The organism is Desulfocastanea catecholica (genome assembly GCF_054657295.1).
Genome location: NZ_BAAHYZ010000006.1, coordinates 112,526 through 134,217 on the forward strand (window position 1 = coordinate 112,526; position 21,692 = coordinate 134,217).

General features: G+C 50.1%; 18 protein-coding genes. 5 read left to right on the forward strand and 13 right to left on the reverse strand.

Features of this window, described 5'->3' with window-relative positions:
• Positions 1-76: 76 nt before the first annotated feature.
• From cbiB to ACYQ8U_RS07555, 9 genes are all read right to left on the reverse strand, one after another.
• Positions 77-1,066: an adenosylcobinamide-phosphate synthase CbiB gene (cbiB, locus tag ACYQ8U_RS07515; RefSeq protein WP_459944918.1), complete on the reverse strand. Its 990-nt coding sequence runs from the start codon at positions 1,064-1,066 to the stop codon at positions 77-79.
• Positions 1,067-1,094: 28 nt separating this feature from the next.
• Positions 1,095-3,659, reverse strand: a complete 2,565-nt coding sequence (locus ACYQ8U_RS07520) for a cobyric acid synthase (RefSeq protein WP_459944919.1) — start codon at positions 3,657-3,659, stop codon at positions 1,095-1,097.
• Between the two features lie 20 nt (positions 3,660-3,679).
• The gene (gene cobS / locus ACYQ8U_RS07525; RefSeq protein ID WP_459944920.1) at positions 3,680-4,459 is read right to left on the reverse strand and encodes an adenosylcobinamide-GDP ribazoletransferase; all 780 of its coding nucleotides are present in this window, start codon (positions 4,457-4,459) and stop codon (positions 3,680-3,682) included.
• 14 nt (positions 4,460-4,473) lie between these two features.
• Complete coding sequence (cobT, locus tag ACYQ8U_RS07530; protein WP_459944921.1) at positions 4,474-5,541, reverse strand: nicotinate-nucleotide--dimethylbenzimidazole phosphoribosyltransferase; 1,068 nt, start codon at positions 5,539-5,541, stop codon at positions 4,474-4,476.
• A 32-nt stretch (positions 5,542-5,573) separates the two neighbouring features.
• The gene (cobU, locus tag ACYQ8U_RS07535; RefSeq protein WP_459944922.1) at positions 5,574-6,113 is read right to left on the reverse strand and encodes a bifunctional adenosylcobinamide kinase/adenosylcobinamide-phosphate guanylyltransferase; all 540 of its coding nucleotides are present in this window, start codon (positions 6,111-6,113) and stop codon (positions 5,574-5,576) included.
• A gap of 4 nt (positions 6,114-6,117) precedes the next feature.
• Complete coding sequence (locus tag ACYQ8U_RS07540; RefSeq protein WP_459944923.1) at positions 6,118-6,705, reverse strand: histidine phosphatase family protein; 588 nt, start codon at positions 6,703-6,705, stop codon at positions 6,118-6,120.
• Positions 6,705-8,417: a YcaO-like family protein gene (locus ACYQ8U_RS07545; protein ID WP_459944924.1), complete on the reverse strand. Its 1,713-nt coding sequence runs from the start codon at positions 8,415-8,417 to the stop codon at positions 6,705-6,707. Before ACYQ8U_RS07545 ends, ACYQ8U_RS07540 begins: the two co-directional genes overlap by 1 nt.
• An 89-nt stretch (positions 8,418-8,506) precedes the next feature.
• Positions 8,507-8,983 (reverse strand): tRNA (adenosine(37)-N6)-threonylcarbamoyltransferase complex ATPase subunit type 1 TsaE, encoded by a 477-nt coding sequence (tsaE, locus tag ACYQ8U_RS07550; protein WP_459944925.1) that lies wholly within the window; start codon positions 8,981-8,983, stop codon positions 8,507-8,509.
• A 109-nt stretch (positions 8,984-9,092) separates the two neighbouring features.
• Complete coding sequence (locus tag ACYQ8U_RS07555) at positions 9,093-10,895, reverse strand: extracellular solute-binding protein (RefSeq protein ID WP_459944926.1); 1,803 nt, start codon at positions 10,893-10,895, stop codon at positions 9,093-9,095.
• Positions 10,896-11,117: 222 nt separating this feature from the next.
• On the opposite strand from ACYQ8U_RS07555, the gene ACYQ8U_RS07560 reads away from it, so the two are divergent.
• Both ACYQ8U_RS07560 and ACYQ8U_RS07565 read left to right on the forward strand, forming a co-directional pair.
• A complete protein-coding gene (locus ACYQ8U_RS07560; RefSeq protein WP_459944927.1) occupies positions 11,118-12,407 on the forward strand; it encodes a 3-isopropylmalate dehydratase large subunit in 1,290 nt (429 codons plus the stop codon).
• 15 nt (positions 12,408-12,422) lie between these two features.
• On the forward strand, positions 12,423-12,959 hold the full coding sequence (locus ACYQ8U_RS07565; RefSeq protein ID WP_459944928.1) for a 3-isopropylmalate dehydratase small subunit: 537 nt from the start codon (positions 12,423-12,425) through the stop codon (positions 12,957-12,959).
• A 77-nt stretch (positions 12,960-13,036) separates the two neighbouring features.
• On the opposite strand, the gene ACYQ8U_RS07570 is transcribed toward ACYQ8U_RS07565, so the two are convergent.
• The 4 genes from ACYQ8U_RS07570 to ACYQ8U_RS07585 form a co-directional block, all read right to left on the reverse strand.
• Positions 13,037-13,969 carry a DnaJ C-terminal domain-containing protein gene (locus ACYQ8U_RS07570; RefSeq protein ID WP_459944929.1) on the reverse strand — a complete coding sequence of 311 codons (933 nt, stop codon included), beginning with the start codon at positions 13,967-13,969 and terminating at the stop codon, positions 13,037-13,039.
• Between the two features lie 207 nt (positions 13,970-14,176).
• Positions 14,177-14,608, reverse strand: coding sequence for a single-stranded DNA-binding protein (locus ACYQ8U_RS07575; protein WP_459944930.1), 432 nt, complete (start codon positions 14,606-14,608; stop codon positions 14,177-14,179).
• A 130-nt stretch (positions 14,609-14,738) separates the two neighbouring features.
• Positions 14,739-15,860: an SPL family radical SAM protein gene (locus tag ACYQ8U_RS07580; protein ID WP_459944931.1), complete on the reverse strand. Its 1,122-nt coding sequence runs from the start codon at positions 15,858-15,860 to the stop codon at positions 14,739-14,741.
• Positions 15,860-16,744 carry a glycosyltransferase family A protein gene (locus tag ACYQ8U_RS07585; RefSeq protein WP_459944932.1) on the reverse strand — a complete coding sequence of 295 codons (885 nt, stop codon included), beginning with the start codon at positions 16,742-16,744 and terminating at the stop codon, positions 15,860-15,862. The genes ACYQ8U_RS07580 and ACYQ8U_RS07585 overlap by 1 nt, the downstream gene beginning before the upstream one ends.
• A 139-nt stretch (positions 16,745-16,883) precedes the next feature.
• On the opposite strand from ACYQ8U_RS07585, the gene ACYQ8U_RS07590 reads away from it, so the two are divergent.
• From ACYQ8U_RS07590 to lptF, 3 genes are all read left to right on the forward strand, one after another.
• The gene (locus ACYQ8U_RS07590) at positions 16,884-18,383 is read left to right on the forward strand and encodes an Rne/Rng family ribonuclease (RefSeq protein ID WP_459944933.1); all 1,500 of its coding nucleotides are present in this window, start codon (positions 16,884-16,886) and stop codon (positions 18,381-18,383) included.
• Between the two features lie 51 nt (positions 18,384-18,434).
• Positions 18,435-19,808, forward strand: a complete 1,374-nt coding sequence (locus ACYQ8U_RS07595; RefSeq protein ID WP_459944934.1) for a peptidoglycan DD-metalloendopeptidase family protein — start codon at positions 18,435-18,437, stop codon at positions 19,806-19,808.
• 408 nt (positions 19,809-20,216) lie between these two features.
• Entirely contained in the window at positions 20,217-21,644 is a 1,428-nt protein-coding gene (gene lptF, locus ACYQ8U_RS07600; RefSeq protein WP_459944935.1) for an LPS export ABC transporter permease LptF, read from the forward strand.
• Positions 21,645-21,692: the final 48 nt, after the last annotated feature.

Sequence of the window (21,692 nt, forward strand, 5' to 3'; positions counted from 1 at the left end):
AGCGGATTGAAGCCGTCGAGGCGTGACAACCCTCTCACTGTTACGGTGTCCGAGTTCAATTAAATAAAATATACTATTACATAAGCAACATACGTAATCCGACAAGAAAGGCGAAAAATATCAGCGAGCCGACGATTACCAGGCGGTTGGTCCTCTGAATATCGCTTGGGACAGGGGGCACATCCGCATCACCAATATAAGGTTTATCGACAATTTTATTAAAATAGAACGAAGGTCCGCCAAGTTGCACCCCGAGTGCCCCAGCCGCCGCGGCCTCGGTATGCCCGGCGTTGGGGCTTGAGTGTCTCAATCTGTCTCGCCGGAAAACTTTTGCCGCCTTTCTGTAATCCAGTTTTAAAAAAAATGCAGCCATAATCAGACAGACCCCGCTGAGCCTTGCCGGTATGAAATTCACCGCGTCGTCAAGCTTTGCCGCAGTCCTGCCGAATTTGATATATCGCTCATTTTTGTAGGCGATCATCGAATCCATGGTATTTACCGCCTTATACAAAAACGCACCGACAACCGCCCAGCCGATCGGTGAAAGAGTGCCAAGCGGCGCACAGCTGCTTGCCAGAAAAGCAAAAAAAAGAGGTGCGGTAATGCCGTCGACCATGTTCTCGGCGACCGTTTCGATAGTCGCCCGGCAGATGCCGTCCTCATCCAGCGTTGCAGTATCCCGGCCGACTATCTTGCCCACCGCCATACGGGCATCTTCCAGCGGCTTTTTGTCTCGCAGCAGCACAAATACCTCGGTACTGTGGCGCAGAAGATCTCTGGCGGCAATGGTCGTGTACAGGAGGATCACGCCGACAATGCCTTCAATGGTCGGAGAAAATGCTGCCGCGGTAAAAAGGATGCCGGCGACGATGGCCCCGGTGAGGGCGATGACGATCGCAACGGTGAACAAGCCGGCCACGTAGAGATTGCTGAACATTGACCGAGTGACGGTTTCACTCCAGGAACACAACCGGCCTATCCCCCGCACCGGATGCGGGTACCAGCGTGGATCGCCGAAGAGGGCGTCGAGGAGAATTGAGGCGACAAGCTGCAGATAAAAGATCATGTTCGCTTTGGGGTTGAGGAGGTGGCGATCATATTTTCATAAGACGATAGAGTGCGTCCATATCGACATTGTCCCGCACGCATGCTGCCAGTCTATCAAAGGCGATCTCCAAATTGTAGGGCGCCAGTATCGCACCAATCGGCGTCAAGCCGATCCTTTGGCGTAAGCGATCGATAAACCATCTCCTGAACTCGTCACTGTCAAAGATGCCGTGCAGATAGCAGCCCCAGATCTTTTCCGACTGCTGCATCTGACCGCAGCTTGTCCCGTCATCAAAGTGCAGTACGGGGACCTGGGTCGTAGAAGAAACGCCATGGTGGATTTCATACCCGAAGATCTTTTTCCCGGAAAGCTGATGGACACCCGCTTTTCGGGTGAGGTTTTTGTCGCGCTCGATCACCGTCTCCATATCAAGGTAGCTAAGACCGGACAACCGCCCGTCGATGGACTCTATCTCATAAGGGTCATGAATGACCTTGCCGAGCATCTGATAGCCACCGCAAATGCCGACAAGTTCACAGTCGTCGGCGAGGCATCGATCAATTTTTTCGGCAAAGCCGCTTTCTTGTAAGAAACGAAGATCGTGGATGACATTTTTTGAACCGGGCAGGATGATCGCCTGGGGCGAACCAAAATCCGATACTTTATCGACAATTCGAAGAGTTACATCAGGTTCTTCGAGAAATGGTTCAATATCGGTGAAGTTGGAGATATGCGGCAGATTGACGACAACGATTTCAATTCCTTCCCCGGAATGCTTTTTATTGAAACTGCCTTTTTTAAAGGAGACCGAATCTTCTTCGGGGAGACCGAGGTTTTTCAGATACGGCACCACGCCGACAACATCTCGGCCGGTATGCATTTTCACATACCGGTGCGCCGACTCAAGCAGGGAGGCCTGGCCCCGAAATTTATTGACCAGAAAACCGGCAACAAGCTGCCGTTCCCACTCGGCCAAGACCTCCATAATGCCGACAAACGAGGCATACACCCCGCCCCTGTCAATATCGCCGACAAGGATAACCGGTGACTCGGCGTATCGGGCCATACGCATATTGACGATGTCATCGGCTTTTAAATTGACTTCCCCCGGCGACCCGGCGCCTTCCAGGACAACCACATCAAATTCTGCGGCGAGGCTGTCATAGCTTTCGCATACCGATTGCCATACCCTTGGTTTGTAGCTGTTGTAATCGAGGACGGACATATTGCCGACCGGTTGGCCGCAGACAATGATCTGACTGCCGGTATCCGAGTTTGGTTTGAGCAGAATCGGGTTCATCCGGCAATCCGGATCAAGCCGTGCCGCCTGCGCCTGGACCACCTGTGCCCTGCCCATCTCGTCGCCCTGCAGGGTGACAAAAGAATTCAGGGACATGTTTTGCGCCTTGAAAGGGGCAACACGCAGGCCGTCCTGATACAAGATGCGGCACAGGGCGGCGGTGATAATTGATTTCCCGGCGTCGGAACATGTCCCTTGAAACATCAGGGACCTCGCCTTTTTTTCGACCTTCTTCCGGCCATTACTCTTGGAAAAATACCTGCCTAGCACCTCAACAAGGTGAAGATTTTCCCGCCTGGTGCGAACGGCTATCCGGAAAAAAGAATGCGCCGACGGCAGTCCCTGATAATTTTCGCACCGACGGATCATTATGCCCTGTTTCAGGCAATAGTCGGCAAGGGCCGCAGCATCTCCCTTACCGATAATTTTGACAAACAGATAATTTGCCTTCGAGCTGTAAATTTTCAGGTCGTCAATTTTCCGCAGCTCCGTCTCCAGCGCCAGACGCAATTCCCTGCAGGTCTGTCTGGTGGTATTTTGATATACCGTATCCTGAAGAGCCGCGGTTCCCACCGCCTGGGCCAGGCTGTTCACCGTCCAAGGCGGCAGATTTTCTTTTACCTGCCGGGCAAGAGCAGGTGACACCAGGCCATAACCTATGCGAAGACCGGGAACCCCATAAAACTTGGTCATGGAGTTGAGGGTCAAAACATTCGGGGCCTCGGCGCCAACTGTTTTTGCACCTTCGATGAAATCAAGAAAGGCTTCATCGATCAGGAAATAACTCTCCGGGAAATCCATTATCAAGGCGAGAAGCGCGACTCTGTCGACTGTTTTTCCGGTTGGATTGTTCGGCGTGGCGATGACCACCAGATCATGTGGTTGAATAATCGCCGCAAGTCGCAACAGATCGAGAGTAAAATCATCTTCTTCCAGCAGGGTGCAGGGCACAACGGCCAATCCGGCGATTTCGGCGGCCCGGACATAATCCACATACGACGGTACCGGTATAACAGCCCTTGTGCACGGAACTGTGCGCATGTAGGCGTAGAGCAGCTCGGTCGTGCCATTGCCGACGACAACATGTTCCTTTGCTATTCCGGTATGTTCGGCGATGGCCTCGATAAAACGGGTGTTGTCCGGATCCGGATAATGCAGCAGATACTCCAGCTGGCTGCTTATCAGGGGACGAAACCACTCCGGGGGACCAAGGGGGTTTATATTGGCGCTGAAATCGAGGATTTCTCTGTCTTCTGCCGCCGAATCCCGCAGTATTTTGTGGATATTGCCGCCGTGTTCGAATGTATGCATAACTTTTCCGGATTGTTCTGTCAAAAGAATGAAAAGGAGGCGGTAAAGGCGAGCGCGGTAACTGCCTCGGTGAGTTCACAGGACGCCCCCAGGGTATCCCCGGTCGCCCCGCCCAAGCGCAGGCGGCACCATCGGCCAAAGAGCAGATTAACGCAGGCGATGGCAATGAGCGTAACAACGAGCAGCGAGGGTGCCAGAATGACCAGGACCAGAAAAAGTGCACAGAACGCTGCCACTGCCGCGGTTTTGCTGCTATCGGAATAAAAAAGCCGGCCAAGTCCACCCTCAGGGCGGGCATACGGCAGGACGGCCATGGACAGAAGTATGGCACTTCTGCCGGCAAGAGGCATGAAAAAAATCGCCAGGCAGAGCATCTGCCGGTCCATTGAACTCAAGGCGCTGTATTTCGCCAGCATAACACAGACGACCACGACAACGCCCATCGCTCCGGCTCTGCTGTCTTTCATGATGCGCAGACAATCTTCCCGGGGACGGGAGCTAAACAGACCGTCGGCGCTGTCGGAGAGCCCGTCAAGATGGAGGAAACCCGAGACAAAGGCAAGATAGACAATGGCCAAGACGGCAACGACCTGCGGTGGAAAAAAAAGGAGCAGGACATACGCCGCGGCAGAGCCGACAATACCAATAAACGCGCCGACAAGAGGGAAGAACACCAGACATGTATTGAATTGCTGCACATCGTCTGCGGCCCGCCATGAGAGCGGAATAATGGTGAGAAACCGAATCGCCGCGCAAAATCGTACCAACAGAAGGGATAATTTTTTTTCGATAGTGGCCATAATACCTCTGTCGATTATTTGTCCGCTTCGGCCACGGACGCCTCGGCAAAGGTTGCCACCTGCGTCAAGATGGCCACTGCTCCTTCGACGAGGTTCATGGCCACCGCCGCTCCGGTGCCTTCCCCGAGGCGGAAATTTAAATCGAGTAAGGGTTTTCTACAGCCGAGGGCCTCCTGCATGGCTTTATGGCCGGGTTCAACGGATTTGTGTGAAAATATGAGGTAATCCTTAACAAACGGCTCAACTTTATAGGCGATGAGGGCTGCCGCCGTGGAGATGAAGCCGTCGATCACCACCGGTTTGCTGTTTGCCGCTGCGCCGAGGATCAGCCCGGCAATGCCGCCGATCTCAAACCCGCCGACCTTGGCGAGGATGTCAAGGCCATCCTTGCTTTCCGGTTTATTCACCGCCAGTGCCCTTGCAATTACCTGCACCTTGTGTTTGATCTGTTCATTATCAAGCCCGGTACCCTTTCCGGTCAATTCCGCAACAGTTTTACCGGTGCAGACCGCGGCAATGGCGGTTGACGGCGTTGTGTTGCCAATGCCCATATCACCGGTACCAAACACGTCAAAACGAGACGACAGTTCGTTGGCGATATCAATACCGGATTCAATAGCCCTTTTGGCCATCGCCTTACTCATGGCCGGGCCAACACCAATATTGTCTGTTCCCAGACCAACTTTTTTGTTGATAATTTTTTTACTTTCAACCAGATCTTTGAGATCGGCGGCCACCCCCATATCGACGACGAAGACCTCGGCGCCGGCCTGTTTTGCCAAGGCGTTTATGCCGGCTCCCCCCGCAACAAAATTATAGACCATCTGCGCTGTCACTTCACTGGGATACTTGGAGATGTTTTCGGCAACGACGCCATGGTCTCCGGCCATTGTCACAATAGCCTTTCGATGCACTTCGGGACGAGTGGTCTTCATCATGCCGGCAATATCAATGGCCAGGTCCATGAGATCGCCTAGGGCCCAGTGGGGAATGGCCAGGTTGTCAAGACGCTCTTTTGCCGCATCTCTGCTGACGGAATCCTGCGGATATATTTTTGCTATTGTTCGTTCTAAAAGGCTCATGATATCTCTTTTTGTTGTGTATTGTCTTGTTGTTATTTTATTACGAGAGGTATGCCGCAGCTGACGAGAATAACCTCATCGGCCTCTTTTCCTAGCAATTGGTTGCATGTCCCGACCAGATCACGGTATCTGCGGGCCAAGGCGTTGTCCGGGACGATGCCCAGTCCGACCTCGTTGGTCACACAGATTACCGTTCCGGCAAAACGGCGGGTGGTATCAAGCCATTCGCGACACAGCGCGCCGATACGCTGGTCATCGACTGTCTGCTCCTGGCCTGCATCGGTAAACAGAATGTTATTGACCCATAAGGTGATGCAGTCAATGAGCACCACATCAAACCCCTCGGTCTGTTGTAAAAAGACGTCGGCCAGCTCTGTCTCCTTTTCGAGGGTAACCCACCCTCTGCCTCGTCGCTCCTCCTGATGTCGTCTGACCCTCTCCGACATCTCCGCGTCGATTTTTGGGCAGGTAGCGACAAACAGCCGTCTGCTTGACAAGGATTCGGCGCGTTCCAGGGCATAGGAGCTCTTGCCGCTTCGCGCGCCGCCGGTAATGAGGATAATTTTTGCCATATGTTTAGCCTGTGATATTAAAACCGGTCAGTACCCCACCCTCGTCATAGAGCTGTACTGAGCTCACGCGGCCGGGTTTGACCTCAAAGAGCAGGTATTTTTCCACATCGAGTCCCAGCAGCAGGCAGAGCAGATGTCTGATGATCCCGCCGTGGGTAATTATCAGTATTTTCTCTTCCACCATCTTTTCCAGCAGGATTCTGCAGGCAGCGACTCTCTTATTGAATGCAGCCAGGGACTCGCCATCAGGGAAGGCAAATGAAGATGGATCACTCACCCAGGAGTCAACCAGGTCTTTGTCACGTTGGACAATTTCACGAAATTTTTTGCCTTCCCATCGGCCGAAGTCAACCTCCCTTAACAGCTCGTCGAACCGGAAGGAACACGGAAGATCGAGCTGTTCGAGGGTTTGCCGACAGCGAAGCATGGGACTGCAGACTATCCTGGTGATATCTTTTGCCTGTAACAGACCAGCCGCTTGACGTACCTGTGCCCTGCCCTTGTCCGACAAGGGTGCATCGGTACTGCCGATATAGCGACCCTGCAGCCCGGTATCACCATGACGCAAAAAATACAGTTCTTTTGCCGCCATTATTTTTTAACCAGAGCAGCAAGGAGATCACGGGCAAAATCAAGGTCTGGGTCAAGCGTAACGGCCAAGGTAAGAAACTCGATGGCCGACTCTTTATTACCGATTTTATTATAATTTACACCAAGATTGGCGTAATCGATTGCCGAGGCGGGGTTTAACTCGACCGCCCGTTGAAAATGGAGGATTGCTTGGTCATACTGCTGCATCTTGAAATAACAGACCCCCAGCGTATTGTGCAGATCCGGTCTTTCTTCATCCTCCTGCAAGCCGTGGTGTAAAATTTCAACAGCCTCATCATAGCGGCCAAGCTCTTTCAGACAACTGCCCATGTAAGAATATATATAGGGTAAATCTTCAGCTTCGGGCCGCATGCGCAGCGCACGAGCAAAGTGCTCAAGGGCGGCTTCGGGAAATCCCATGTCGGAAAAATTACGTCCTCGATAGAACTCAAGATAGTATGCTTCCGGCAGGAGGCTTTCCATCTGCAGCAGCTTTCTGTCGAGCAGTTCCGTATCAGTAACCCGCTCAACGAGTAGTTTCGCCGCAAAAAGTCCGACATCGTTGATCATCGATCTCTCGCGAAAATGTGCCCCCGGAACTATGGTATACAGTGCCGGTATGTCAAGACCAGGGTGGGTGACATCGATCATCAGCACGTCCATGCCGATTTTTTTCAGGGAGGCGATACAATTGTCTACTTCTACCTTGATATTGTTATGCGACAGATTGGCCATGTCCTGTATCAAGATCTCGGTCGGGGAATCCGTCACATAGTCAACCTCTTCCATGGAAAGAGGTTTGGGCAATCCCGAGGCAATATAATTTGAGTCTGTATTAAAATCTCCGGCAAGCTGGGCCACCTCGGTGATGGCCCTTATCAGGGCTTTTTCCGGGTCAGGGGTTGTCCCGGCGGTATAGACAATCTCACTTTTTCCGGGAAAAGTTGCTCGGTCAATGGCCAGGGCGGCAACCGTACAGATGCCGGTATCCAGGCTGAAATCGTTGAGGTAGAGCTCAATACCATTCTTGCGAAACTTGTCGATGAGTTCTGTGGCCACAACATCCTGTACGGAATCCGCATTGATCCTCGGCGTCACACTTTTCGTATGGTTGACAACAGAGCAGACATGTCGCTCAACGATTTCACAGATGCCTTGCAGCGCCGCTTCCTCATAGGTGTTGCCGGCGGAGGGGCCGTTAAATTCGTTGATGGCAAAAAACCAGGAAAAGGGAATGAGCACCTCCGTTCCCTGGGTCACATTCGTGCCCCAGGCCCATTGCATAGGAATATCATCAAGCAATTGTTCCAGCAGGTGCACGGAAGAATGGCGGTCGTGCACCGATGTCAGTAAAAATTCGAGATCAAGGACGGGATATCCGGCCCTGATCATGGTTTTGTAGTCTCCGGAAAGAAAATTACCGGAATTATTCTTATAGGAAAAGAAAGAAAACCGCTCGGCCAGCTCCATACAGGCGGAGGCCTCGGCCTGTATCGGCGATGCTCCCTTGCCCATCTGCTTCTTGGTACCGGTCAGGGCATGGGCGTCCTCGCCGCAGACACTGAAGAACACCGGGATATCCAGACGCCCGTTATCTATCCTGCGTACTTCGTTTAATATTTTCAGATCAAGTGAAGCAACCTTTGCATAAAAATTCTTCAGGGTCTCTTGCGGAGATATTGCCTTATCCTGGTCGACCGTAAATTTTTTCAAACAATCCTGAAACTGTATAGATTTTTTTTTCATTTTTTCGCGTAATAATTGTAAATAGAAAGCCCTCAGTTATACGAAATGATGGCAGGTCAGCCTGGAAATTCCCGGCTGATGTGGTGCAGCATTTCGGCATATCTCTTTGTCCCATGCAGGGTAACCGTCCGGGAAAGATCGTCATTGACGACAATTTCCACGACCAATCGTTCATGCGGCAGTATGTCCATTGCCCTGGACGACCACTCGATCACTGTCAACCCGTTGAGATAAAAGTATTCCTCAAAGCCAAGATCCTCTACCTCGGTCGCATCCCGCAAACGGTAAAAATCCATATGATACATGACCATTCGCCCCTCGTATTCATGGAGAATAGCAAACGAAGGACTCGTGACATAGCAGGTATCCGGCACCTCAAGACCACGGGCGATTGCCTGGGCAAGGGCGGTTTTTCCTGCGCCTAGATTGCCGTCAAGGCACATCACATCACCGGGGCCTGCCAGGCTACCGAGAAGTCTTCCGAGTTTTTCGCTGTCGGCCAGAGTGGTTAACTGAATTCGAATCGCCTGCACTGAAATCTCCACGCCTCATAAATAGAACCGCAATGTATGACATGTCTTTTCACGAATAGCATTAAAAATTATAATTTTCGTCTTCCTCCATGCTTCGATAATTTGCCGATCATTTAATCCACCAGGTCATAAGTAGCTGGAATGGATCATAATAGAGCGGCAGTGACTCCGGTCTGGAAAACTTATTTTGATAGCTCAATCTATGCACGGGAAGATACCAGTTTGGGACCAGGTAATAGCCATACCAGAGCACCCGATCCAGGGCCCGGCAGCCGGCAATGAGCTGCTCCTTCGTCTGGGCGTAAATTATCCGATCGATGAGACCGTCGACGGCTGGAGAGCGTATGCCTGCATAGTTGCGAGACCCAACCCTCTCAGCAGAGGACGAGTGCCAGTAATTTCGCTGTTCGTTGCCCGGTGACTGTGATTGACCATAGGATGTGACGATCATGTCAAAATCAAAGGTTTTCAACCGTTCCACGTAGAGAGCAGGATCTATTGTCCGGTATGTCACCTGGATGCCGAGTTTTTTCAGGTTTTTCACATAACCGGCCATGACCCGTTCAAAGGAAGGTGACACAAGGAGGATGTCAAAGACAAAGGGTTTGTTCTCCTGATTGGTGAGAACGCCGTCCTTGACCTGCCACCCCGCTTTTTCCAGTAGTCTTTTGGCCTCCAGCAGGTTGTTCCGCAGATCCTCCGGTCCGCTGGTGACCGGGGTGGATAAGGGCGTCGTAAAGACTTCCTGCGGCAGAAGTTTCCGATACGGCTCGAGGTATTCGAGCTCCAGGCCGTCCGGTATCCCTTTTGCGGCGAGGTACGAGTTACTGAAAAACGAGTTGTTTCTGGTATATTGGTCATGAAAGAGAGAGGTATTTATCCATGCAAAATCGAGGGCCAGGCCCATAGCCTGCCGCACCTGACGATCCTGGAAGAGCTCACGCCTGGTATTCATCAAAAAACCCTGCATGCCGGCATTGTTTAAATGAGGAAATGTTTTTTTGATGAGTGTACCGTCGGTGAACTTCTTGCCTTCCATATCCCTCGCCCATTGTTTGGCGATATTGATGGAGATAAAATCGAACTCCCCGGCCTTAAAGGCCTCAAGGGCCACTATCTGGTCCTTGTAATATTTGACAACAATTTCATCGAAATTAAACATCCCTTTCCTGGTTGGATGATCCTTCGCCCAGTACTGTAAGTTTCTCTTGTAGGTGATCGATTTACCGATATTGATATTGGTCACCACATACGGACCGGAGCCTACCGGAAAAGCGATTTTCGCCTGGCCGGTTTCCTCGCCAAAGCCGTTTTGGCGATGATATTTTTTCGGCAGAATATTTATCTGGGAGGCAATCATGTGCAGTTCGCGATTTGGCCGTTTAAAATTAAAACGGATTTTCCGGTCGCCGAGCAGCTCGTAGCCGGCAATATCTTCATAATAGTAGTTGAATTGCGGGTGGACCTGATCACTTTTTATCATATCAAGCGAATACGCCACATCTTCAACTGTTATCGGACTGCCATCGGAAAATCTTGCCGATGCGTTAAGGGTGAAGGTGACCGATTTTTTATCCGTCGCAACCTCGATGTCTTCAGCTATATGTCCATATTGCGAGAAGGGTTCATCAAGGCTGGCGCTGGCCAGTGGTTCAAAAACCAGCTCTTCCAGGCCATAGGCGGAGGAACCTTTCAGGGTAAATGGGTTCATCTTGTCAAAGCTGCCGATGTCATGCAAAATGAGTTTGCCGCCTTTCACGGCATCGGGGGAGGTATAGTCGAACTGAGTAAATCCTTTTGTATATTTGAGGGTTCCATCTAGGGACACCCCTTCGCTGCCGAAGGTCAGTGAGCTTGAAAACAGGGTGATGAAAAAAAACAGCAAAAATCTTTTGTTTAAGGTTACGGTCATTGATTGTAGAGCTCCCTTTTCGGTAGCGGAAGAGTGTTTCCGCGCGGTCGACTTCCCTGGTGTTGTCTATAATATGCTGGCAATATTACCACTGTTTGTGTAGTATGTCTAACCTTGGAACGTGCAGCCATAAACGATTTCTCCTAGGAAATCTGCTGCATGCATACCGAAGGGATACGCCCTGAAAAAAATCACCTCCCTTTTTTCTACCGGAGCAATACAATGGGACAGACCATAGTCGAAAAAATATTTGCCGCACATCTGCGCGATAAACCATCCCCGGACAACATGGTGCTTGATCTGGATGTGGTGATGTGCCATGAAATTACCACCCCGATCGCTATCATGGATCTCATCGAAAAAGGCATGGATCAGGTTTTTGATACCACCAAAATCAAGGCGGTTATTGATCATGTTACCCCCGCCAAGGATTCCAAGACGGCAACGCAGGGAAAAATAATGCGTGACTGGGCCAAAAGACATCACATCAAGGATTTTTTTGATGTCGGTGCCAATGGTGTCTGCCATGCGCTTTTTCCCGAAAAAGGCTTTGTCCGACCTGGATATACGGTTATCATGGGCGACTCGCACACCTGCACCCACGGAGCTTTCGGGGCCTTTGCCGCAGGTGTCGGCACCACCGACCTTGAAGTGGGTATTTATAAGGGGGTGTGTTCGTTCCGTGCCCCGCAAAGCATGAAGATCCATATTACCGGCACCCTGCAGCCACGGGTAACCGCCAAGGACGTCATCCTGTCCATCATAAAACGCATTACCGTTAACGGCGCTACCGACCGGGTCATTGAATTCACCGGCCCAGTGGTTGAGGCTTTTTCCATGGCGGCCAGGATGACCCTGTGCAATATGGCCGTCGAAGCGGGTGCGACCTGCGGCATGTGTCTGCCTGATCGGGTAACTGCAGAATATCTCTGGCCATTTATCCAAGGTGACTATCCAACCATCGATGCCGCGGTGGCCGATTACCTGAAATGGCATTCCGATGCCGACGCTGTCTACACCGAAACGATTGAACTCGACGTCAGTACTCTTGTTCCCCAGGTCACCTTTGACTTCAAACCGGACAAGGTCCGTGATATCGCCGAGATGTCCGGCACACCGGTCGACCAGGTCTATATCGGGTCGTGCACCAACGGCAGGATTGAGGATTTACGGGACGCGGCATCAATCCTCAAGGGCCGAACACTGGCTGCCGGAGTCAGAGGCATTGTCACCCCGGCAACGCCGCATATCTACAGCATGGCTCTTGACGAAGGCCTCATCAAAATCTTTATGGATGCAGGGTTCTGCGTACTCAACCCAACATGCGGCGCCTGTCTCGGGATGAGCGCCGGTGTTCTCGCCGAGGGCGAGGTCTGCGCCTCAACCACAAACCGTAACTTCAACGGACGTATGGGAAAAGGTGGCATGGTGCATTTGCTGAGTCCATTTTCTGCTGCAGCGGCCGCGGTGACCGGAGTACTGACCGATCCACGAGAGATCAAGGAAATATAAGCTGAGGTGGTAACAATGAAAGAATTTGGTGGTCCTGCAGTTTTTCTCGACAGAAATGATATCAACACGGACGAGATCATCCCGGCAAAATACCTGACGGAAATCTCTAAAACGGCCTTAAAACCGCATCTCCTGGAGGATCTGCTCCTGGACGGCAAGCCTTTTGATTCTCAGTCGAAGCAGATGAAGAATGCCGAAGTTGTTGTGGCCAGGGCTAATTTCGGTTGCGGTTCCTCACGGGAGCATGCGGTCTGGGCCTTTGAAGTAAACGATATAAACGTGGTTATTGCCGAGAGCTTTGCCAGAATCTTCCGGCAAAATATGTTCAACTGCGGTATTCTCGCCATAGAACTGGATAAAAAGCAGCTCGATACTCTTTTTGCGATGCACGGCAATATTACAATTGCAGTAGATCTTGCCAAAGGACAATTGACGGCGGTTTCGGATGTCTCCAAACAACAAGAAGTAACCTGTTCTTTTGAGCTCAATTCTTTTGATAAAAAGCTGGTCGCCTCGGGTGGCTGGCTTACCTACGCGGATAATAATTATTAACAAAAAAAATGCGCCTTGACGGTTGACCGTCAAGGCGCATTTTTCATTGTTTTACTTTTTAGCCGTGTGAAAGACGGTTACAGACCCGCAGCCTGCAGCTGTTCTATAACTTTTTTCTGGTCATCGGTCAGTTCTTTGGGAACTTTGACGCCGATTCTGACATAAAGATCTCCGCGTTCTCCCAGCGGGCCGACCGGTAAGCCATAGCCTCGGATCCTCAGACGGGAATCATGCACCGTTCCGGGAGCCACCTTTACTACAAACTTTTTGCCTTCCAGCGTTTCCACTTCCATTTTGGTACCAAAACAGGCCTCGCTGAATGAGATCAGTTTCTGCACGATAAGATCATCGCCGCTTCTGGAAAATGTATCGTTGGCGGCAATTTCAACTTTGAGATACAGGTCTCCTGGAGGGCCACCGTTTTTTGAGCTGCCGCCCTTGCCCTGCAGGCGCAATTTCTTCCCTTCTTCGATACCTTTGGGGATTTTCACCGCCACATTGTGAGAAGTGCCGTTTTTACGCAGGGTGATCGTTCTTTCGGCACCATTGAGAACCTCATCAAGGGTGACATTGATCTGGTAGGTCATATCCTGCCCTTTTTCCGGGGCCGGTCGACACCCTCCTCCACCGCAACCGCCGCCGCCATTGCCTTGGCTGAAAAATGAATTAAAGCGCCCGTTTCCTCCCATGGTCGATCGAAAATTGCCGCCATGTCCCGAACCGCCGACGCCGAACTGCCGGAGGATGTCATTGAGGTCAAATCCTCTGAAGATGTCTTCCTGGGAATATCGTTGATGAAAATTGGTGGAACCGTAGAGGTCATACTGTTTTTTCTTCTCGGGATCGGACAGCACGGCATACGCCTCGCTGATCTCTTTAAACTTCTCCTCCGCTTTTGTATCGCCCTTGTTTTTATCCGGATGATATTTAAGGGCGAGTTTACGATAGGCCTTTTTTATTTCAGTGGGGGTAGAGCCTTTTTTTGTCCCAAGGGTTTCGTAGTAATCCATAGCGGCAATCTAGTCTAGATGAACAGAAATAAAGAAAAAAAACATTATAATCGTGTCTGAACAATAGGAATTGTTCCATGTACAGTCAATCAACTTTTCTGGGCTGAGCAATGCGGTCTTCGACAAAAAAAAAGAGCACGTTCACTGCAGGAACATTGCTCCTTTTTGTAGATTCTTTAAGGAAACGACAAAGACCCGTCCACTTGTTCAGAAAGGCACGTCTTCACCGGTGCCGCTTCCCCCCATCGATCCTCCGAAAGGTTCGGGTGGCAGAGGTGGTTCCTGAAAACCGCCGCCACCGCCGCCTTCACTTCCTCGCGGAGTAAGATTCTGGACAGTATTTGCTATTATTTCAGTCGTATATTTGTCATTGCCGCTCTGGTCTTGCCATTTCCTCGTCTGTAAGCGACCTTCAACGTAGATTTTCGAACCTTTTGATAAATAATTGCTGCAGAATTCGGCAGCTTGCGCCCAGACAATGACCCGGTGCCATTCCGTCTCTTCCTGCGGATTGCCGTCCTTGTCTTTCCATTTCCTGCTCGTTGCCAACCTGAGGGTGGCCACCGCAGTCCCACTGGTCGTATAACGCATCTCCGGGTCCGCGCCTAAATTGCCTATCAGTATTACCTTGTTTATCATGATACAATCCTCTAAGTTAAGAGAGTTACAAAAACAGTCGTTCTGTTTGAATATTGCCAATATACGCGAGAATAGAGAAAGAACAAGGTCAAATTTGCATAATCTTGGGCGGGGCAAGGCGGCGAGGCGATCAGCTTCCCCGTACTGCCCGGTCAAGCATCTTCGCTAACCCACCTTGCGCTGCAGGGACAAAGCCCATGACCTCCTGCCAGATTTCGTCACTTTCCATACAAAAATAGATACAGGTTGTCGAAGCGGCTTTTTCTTGCAAGTATCGATAGATACTTCGATACATCTCAACCCTGTTCGGACGGAAATAGCGCAATTTACCGTCCAGTCCCTGGATAAACTCATTGAAATAGATTGTCGAAGCAGGAAAGCGTTTGATGCCTATCTCCTTTAAACTCGGGAGAAAGCGCAAGGCGCCAAGGGATATCCAGGCTATCGCCTCTGCCGGTACGGTGGCAAAAAGCGCATCGATTGTTGCTGCATACCCTTCACGCCAGCCGCGATGCTCAATGATCGGGTCAAAATGAAATGCCAGTTTATAGCCCCATTCGGCACATTGTCTTGCCGCCTCCAGCCTTTCCTGCAGGGTTGCCGAGCGTATTTCCTGACTTTTCATGATGGATGGACTGTTCAGCGACCAGGCAACGACGGTTCTGCCGTTATGCTGCAGGCCGACGAGGTTGTCGATCATCGCGCTTTTGGTCTTTAACTCGAGTACGGCGTTGTCCCGTTGTGCAAAAAACGGGACGAGCCGCCTGCTCAATCCGGTTAAGCGGTCTATGGCCAGCGAATCGGTAAACTCGCCGGTACCGACGCGGAAAAAGAGTTCTGGCTGGGCTGAGAGCGACTCGTTGAGTTCGTTGAAAAGCTGCTCTGTATTGACATAGAACGTAAGCCAGGGGGTGTTGAGATAGGCCTGCAGAATGCAGTAGACACAGTCAATGGGGCAGTTAGTACCGGTGTTGAGCACCTGATAATCACAGCACTGGTATTCACGCGTTCCTGGGCAAGGCTTAAAAAAAACGCCTCTGTTCATGCAGAGATACAATTGTCGCTTACCGGCGGACAGGTTCTCGACATACTCATCAGCGAGGCTGTTCGGCTTTTGCCGGTCGGGAACTACCGACCAGGGAAGTTGCGCCCGACGGATGATCTCCTGGGTGTAATCGAGGTGCAGACAGGATTCTTCGACGTAAATCTGGTTAATATAGTAAGATGAGTCCTTCCAACTGTGTTGCTGCATCAAGAACGCTCCCCGAGCATTGGAAAATTTTTCCTGGCCTTCTCTTCGTAAACAGGAATCAGGTCCAGAAAAGCACGACCAAGCTCCATTTTGTTATGTTTCAGGCAACCGTTGCCGAATATGGTGATTTTTTTCTTCAACTCCTGCAATGCCATGAGGTGCATCCGGCAGTCAAGCAGTCCGGAATCGAGCAGTTTTCTCAGGCTGTATATGCGCATCCGGTCCATACCAAGAGCGTATTGCGAGGAGACCTGATCTTCCCGCCCGCCCTCTTTGACGGTCAGTGGTTTATCCACGAGAAGAAAAGGATAGCGACAACTTATCCGCAACCACAGGTCGTAATCTTCGCAACATCGCAGGGATTCATCGAAAAACCCAACCTGGTCAAACAGTTCTCTTTTCATCATGACCGTCGACATGCCCACCGCGCAGAGTCGGAGACACTGGGCGAAGATATCGCCGTTGCCGGGAATATGTTTCTTTTTCTGATTCAGATGTTGGCCTCTGCGCAGCCATGTCTCACCTGTATGACTGATCCGGCAGGCGGGATTATCGACATGATATTGAAATTGCCTTTCGAGCTTTCGTCTCTGCCAGTGATCATCTGAATCGAGAAAGGCAATGTAGGGAAACATTGCCTGACGTATTCCATAATTGCGCGCCGCAGCCGGGCCGCTGTTGTCCTGGGAGTAGACTTTGCACATTATTTTTGCGGAACTCGCTAAATCTCTGAGCAATTCCGCAGTGTCATCCGTTGAACCATCGTCAACAACAATGAGTTCGGAACATTGCACCGTCTGATTGCATACCGAATCAATCGCCCGCTTGAGCAGCGAGCGTCGATTGAAAGTCGGAATAACCACTGATACCGGACAGCACTTCATCTTTTTGTGTTGTGGGGCAGGCATATAAAAATATTATTACATATGGCACTTTTCGTTGTCTATAATGTATACTACAATATTTGAAAAAATATACTCCTTCCCGCAGGGAAGTTTCAATTTTGATTTAAACGGCTTTAGAATGACCACTGAAATACTCATTAACGCTACAAGCTATGAGGTTCGCCTTGCGCTTGTAGAAGACGGCAACCTCAGCGAATTTCACATGCAGAGACCAACGGAAAAGGGTCTCATGGGAAATGTATACAAAGGTAAGGTCGTCCGTGTCCTTCCGGGAATGCAGGCTGCTTTCGTCGATATCGGTCTTGAACGTACCGGATTTCTCTATGTGGATGATGTCTGCGTTGCCTCCTCGCCGTCATCCGACTACGATCCCTGTATCACCGATTGCGCAAATACCAATATTCGAACCCAGGGGCTGCATATTGAAGACCTCCTCAGAGAGGGGCAGGATATCCTGGTACAGGTCAGCAAAGATCCCATAGGCACGAAAGGGGCCAGATTGACCTGCCACATCACCCTCCCCTGTCGCAACCTCGTCTTTATCCCGCAAACCGATCATATCGGTATTTCGCGTAAAATTGAGGATGAAGGGATCCGAGACAGGCTCAAGGCGCAGATCGAAGAAATCAGACCTCAAGGGACAGGATTTATTGTTCGTACCGTTGCGGAACATGCTACCCGGGAAGAACTCGAGGCCGACATGGAATTTCTCATGCTGCTCTGGGATGACATTGTCGACAAGGCGGAACACATGGAATCCCGATCACTTGTGCATAGAGATCTGGATATTACCCTGCGCTGCATCAGAGATTTTTTTACCATGGACGTTGATAGCCTGATCATAGACGATCCGGTTGCCTACGAAAAGATCCTCCGTCATGCAAAAACATTTGCCCCCCAATTGATCGACAAAATATCCCTGTATGAAGAGGTTACTCCACTCTTTGAATTCTATAATATCGAAGTGGAAATTTCCCGGGCCATTGAAAAGAAAGTATGGCTGCGATCCGGCGGATATATCATTATCGAGAGTACTGAGGCACTTTCAGTAATTGACGTTAATACGGGAAGATATGTTGGAAAGAATGACCTCAATGACACGATCTTCAAAACCAACATGGAAGCCGCTGTCGAAATAGCCTATCAGCTGCGCTTAAGAAATATCGGTGGGATTATTATCATCGATTTTATCGATATGGAAGACGATAGCCACCGTGAGCAGTTATATACTACATTCAAAGAGGCGGTAAAAAAAGATAAAAGCAGAAACAATATTCTGAAACTCTCTGAATTCGGCCTGGTGCAGATGACCAGAAAACGCAGCAGTGAGAACTTGCACCAGCTGATGTGTGAACCGTGCCACTACTGTGCCGGCGAGGGCATGATTAAATCCCGTCGAACCATCTGCTATGATATCTTCAGAAAGATCAACAGGAATTCCAAGAAACACAAGGGTGGAAATATTACCCTGCAGGTACATCCCAGAATTGCCGACATGCTCAACAATGAGGAAGAGTTGACCAAGGCCAAGGTAGAAAAAGAAATCGGCAAAAGAATCATTGTCGCTCCTTCAAAAGACCTCCATATCGAGAAATACGAGGTTATATGGCAGCGCTAGTAAGCTCTTTGTACCTCCCGATAAACTATCATATAAGGATAATGTTAGACAATGGCGTTTCGTAACAGACAAAAATTACAAGGATCTCGTGTTTTATTTACCGTTTTTTTCGTTATGCTCCTCATTGCTGGAGCAGCGGTTTTTATTCTTTTTTTCGAAGGTGAAAAGCCGGTTATCAATCTAGAGCAGTCCAGTGCCTTTGTCGGCAACAATGGCAGGATTGAATATACGGTCATCGACACAAAGAGTGGCATTCACACCATTAACGTGTGGGGAATACAGGATGATGTGAAAAAATTGCTGCATACCGTGTCCAATCCCAGAACAAAATATACCGGCGCGGTTGGTCCACAGCAGGACACCAGAACAATCACTTTTGACGTAAAGAAAGAAGGTTTTACCGATGGTCCCATGTCCATTATGATTGAAGCTACCGATTTTTCCTTGCGTGGCTGGTTACGGGGCAACACCGCAACAGCCACTAAAGTGGTCACCGTCGATACGATCCCTCCGCGTATTGAAATACTGCACAGTGAAAAATATATTTCACCCGGCGGGACAGGCATTGCAATTTACCGCCTTTCCGACCAGGAAAGTCGTCATGGCATAGACATGAATGGTATCTTTAATCCCGGATTTCCTCTTGGTAACGGTCGGCAGGATACCTATATCTCCTTTTTTTCGTTGCCCTTTGATACCGAAAAAATAGAACGCTTGAACGTTTCGGCAGAGGACCCAGCCGGTAATAACAGCATTGTCCCTTTTACCGCGGTTTATCAACAGGCAGACCAAAAACGCGACAGCATTACCATCAGCGATGGGTTTCTAGAGACTAAGATTCCGGAATTTCAGCAATATTATCCGGAAATGCAAGGTGATTTTATCGAAAAATACCTCTTTTCCAACTCTGCCATCAGAGACCAGAACAATGAGAAAATCGCCCAGTTATGCAAAAAACCGCACTCCGAGCGACTCTGGAAGGGAAGTTTCAACCGCATGCCGGGGAGTGCCCGGGCCGGATTTGCTGATCATAGAACCTACCACTATAAAGGCAAGAATATTGATCAACAGGTGCATCTCGGTATGGATATCGCCTCAACCCAAAGGGCTGATGTCAGGGCGGCCAACCGGGGAATCGTTATCTTTGCCGACTATCTCGGCATCTATGGCAACATGGTGCTGGTCGATCACGGACAGGGGGTGTTCAGTCTCTATTCCCACCTGAGTCAGATGAATGTTGCTCCCGGCGACATGGTTGACCAGAAAACTGTTCTTGGTTTAACCGGTACGACTGGCATGGCCGGCGGCGATCACCTGCATTTTTCTATGCTGGTGCATGGGGTATTCGTCACGCCAAAGGAGTGGTGGGATCAGCATTGGGTGACCGTTACCATTGAAGCCCCAATAACTGCTTCGAAATTTTAAGCGTTTCAGCGTCCAGGGCCGGCAACACGATAAAGAAAGGACTTGACCTTTTATGTGTCGTACTTCCTGTCAGTCCTCGATATCATAGTCTGGATGGCCGCAGAGTGAACAGCGAAGAGTCTGATCGTGTTTATCGAAACACCAGCGCCAATTTTTCTCACGTATCATCGGCTCTTCTTCGACTCCGCATGTAACGCAGACCCACTTGTCTCCATCTTCTGTTTCAAATAAATGCATGATTGGCCTTTTTTGCCCAGGCTGTCGAGCTGCTTGGACTGGAATGAATAAACGTTAGAGCAGGTTGACAACACCCCTGCCGAAAAGAACCATCGTTTTATACAGCATTTTCGTGGAAAACACAAAATCAGTGTATAATTATTTTTCTGTATCTGAGCGGCCGATGTCACCATGAAATTGTACATAAAAACACCAAAACTAATCTACAGCTACCTGGCAACGGAAATGCTCGGGCCATTTTTCGCCAGTTTTCTAATAATGAACTGTGTCTTCTTTCTGGTCAAACTCATTCCCTTTCTTAACTTTGTGCTCGAACTCAATATAGGACTGGCGGATTTTATTCGACTTTTCTCCTATCTGTTTCCGAATATTTTTCTTTATTCGATTCCCATGGCAGCCATGCTGGGAATAACCATCGGTTTTGCCAGGCTGTCCAGTGATTCGGAAATCCTCGCCTTAAAGGCCAGCGGGATCAGCATATACCAGATCCTGCCGCCGGTCGTCATTGTCGCCGGCCTCATTGCCCTGCTGACCGGCTTTGTGTCAATACAACTGATTCCCCAGAGCGCTGTCGCCATGAAACAACTTTCCTACCAGCTCCTTAAGGAAAAAATCAGCAGCGGCATCAAGGAACATGTGTTCACCGAGGCTCTTGGTGATGTTGTTGTCTATGTCGATAAAATTGATAAAATCACCGGTGAGTGGACCGACGTCTGGGTTTCCGATATGCGGGGCGTCGACAATCCCATTGTCACCATGGCGTCGACAGGGCAGATGGACAGCAGCATCGAAAATATGATGGTTTCCATAGCCTTGAGCAACGGCAGTTTGCACAAGCCGGGAGTTGATAATGCCCAGATCGTCCAATTCAATCAATATCAGATTAATATTCCCCTGCAACTTCCCGACGCCAAAGCCGCTCGCCTGAAAAAAACCGCTCTGACCATGGCCGAGTTGCGTATGGAAGCACAACAGGCCAAGGAAAATGTCCAGGAGAGACGGACGGTTCTGATAGAATTTCATAAAAGGCTCGTCCTGCCGGTTGGCTGTCTGATAATAAGCCTCATCGGTCTTCCCCTGGGACTGCAGGCAAGGCCAGGTAAAAAGGCTATCGGCATTCAGGCAGGCCTGGCCATCTTTGTCTTCTATTATGTTTTCTTTACCTTCGGCAAGGCCTTGGCGGAACAAGGGGTTGTCCCGGTGTGGCTGGCAATGTGGAGTCCAAATGGTTTTTTCTTTGCTCTGGCTCTTTTCTGGATAATCAGGATAGCCAATGAACAGCCGCTTTTTCCGGTTGCCCTGACCGCTTTCCTGGCGAAGATATCCTCCAAAGTGACATCACCATTGCAGGTCATTTACCAAAGAGTATCGCGCAGGTTCAGAGATAGTAGCAAAGAAAATGCCGATGCTGAAGAGATGGCTGCCTTATCTGCCCACAGCAACACGCTGCGCGGCGATGCCCAAAAACGGGTGTTTCATCTGCCGGGTTGTCAACATTACCATTGCAGGCACTGCACCCTGGAATTTAAGGATGTTCATGTCGCCCGTGCAGCCGGTTTTGCACCATGCAAAATTTGCCGGGACCGCATCGAGGAATAAACCTTGACCATAACCGTGGGCAACAAGCATTTGCCCTGGACCAAAGGA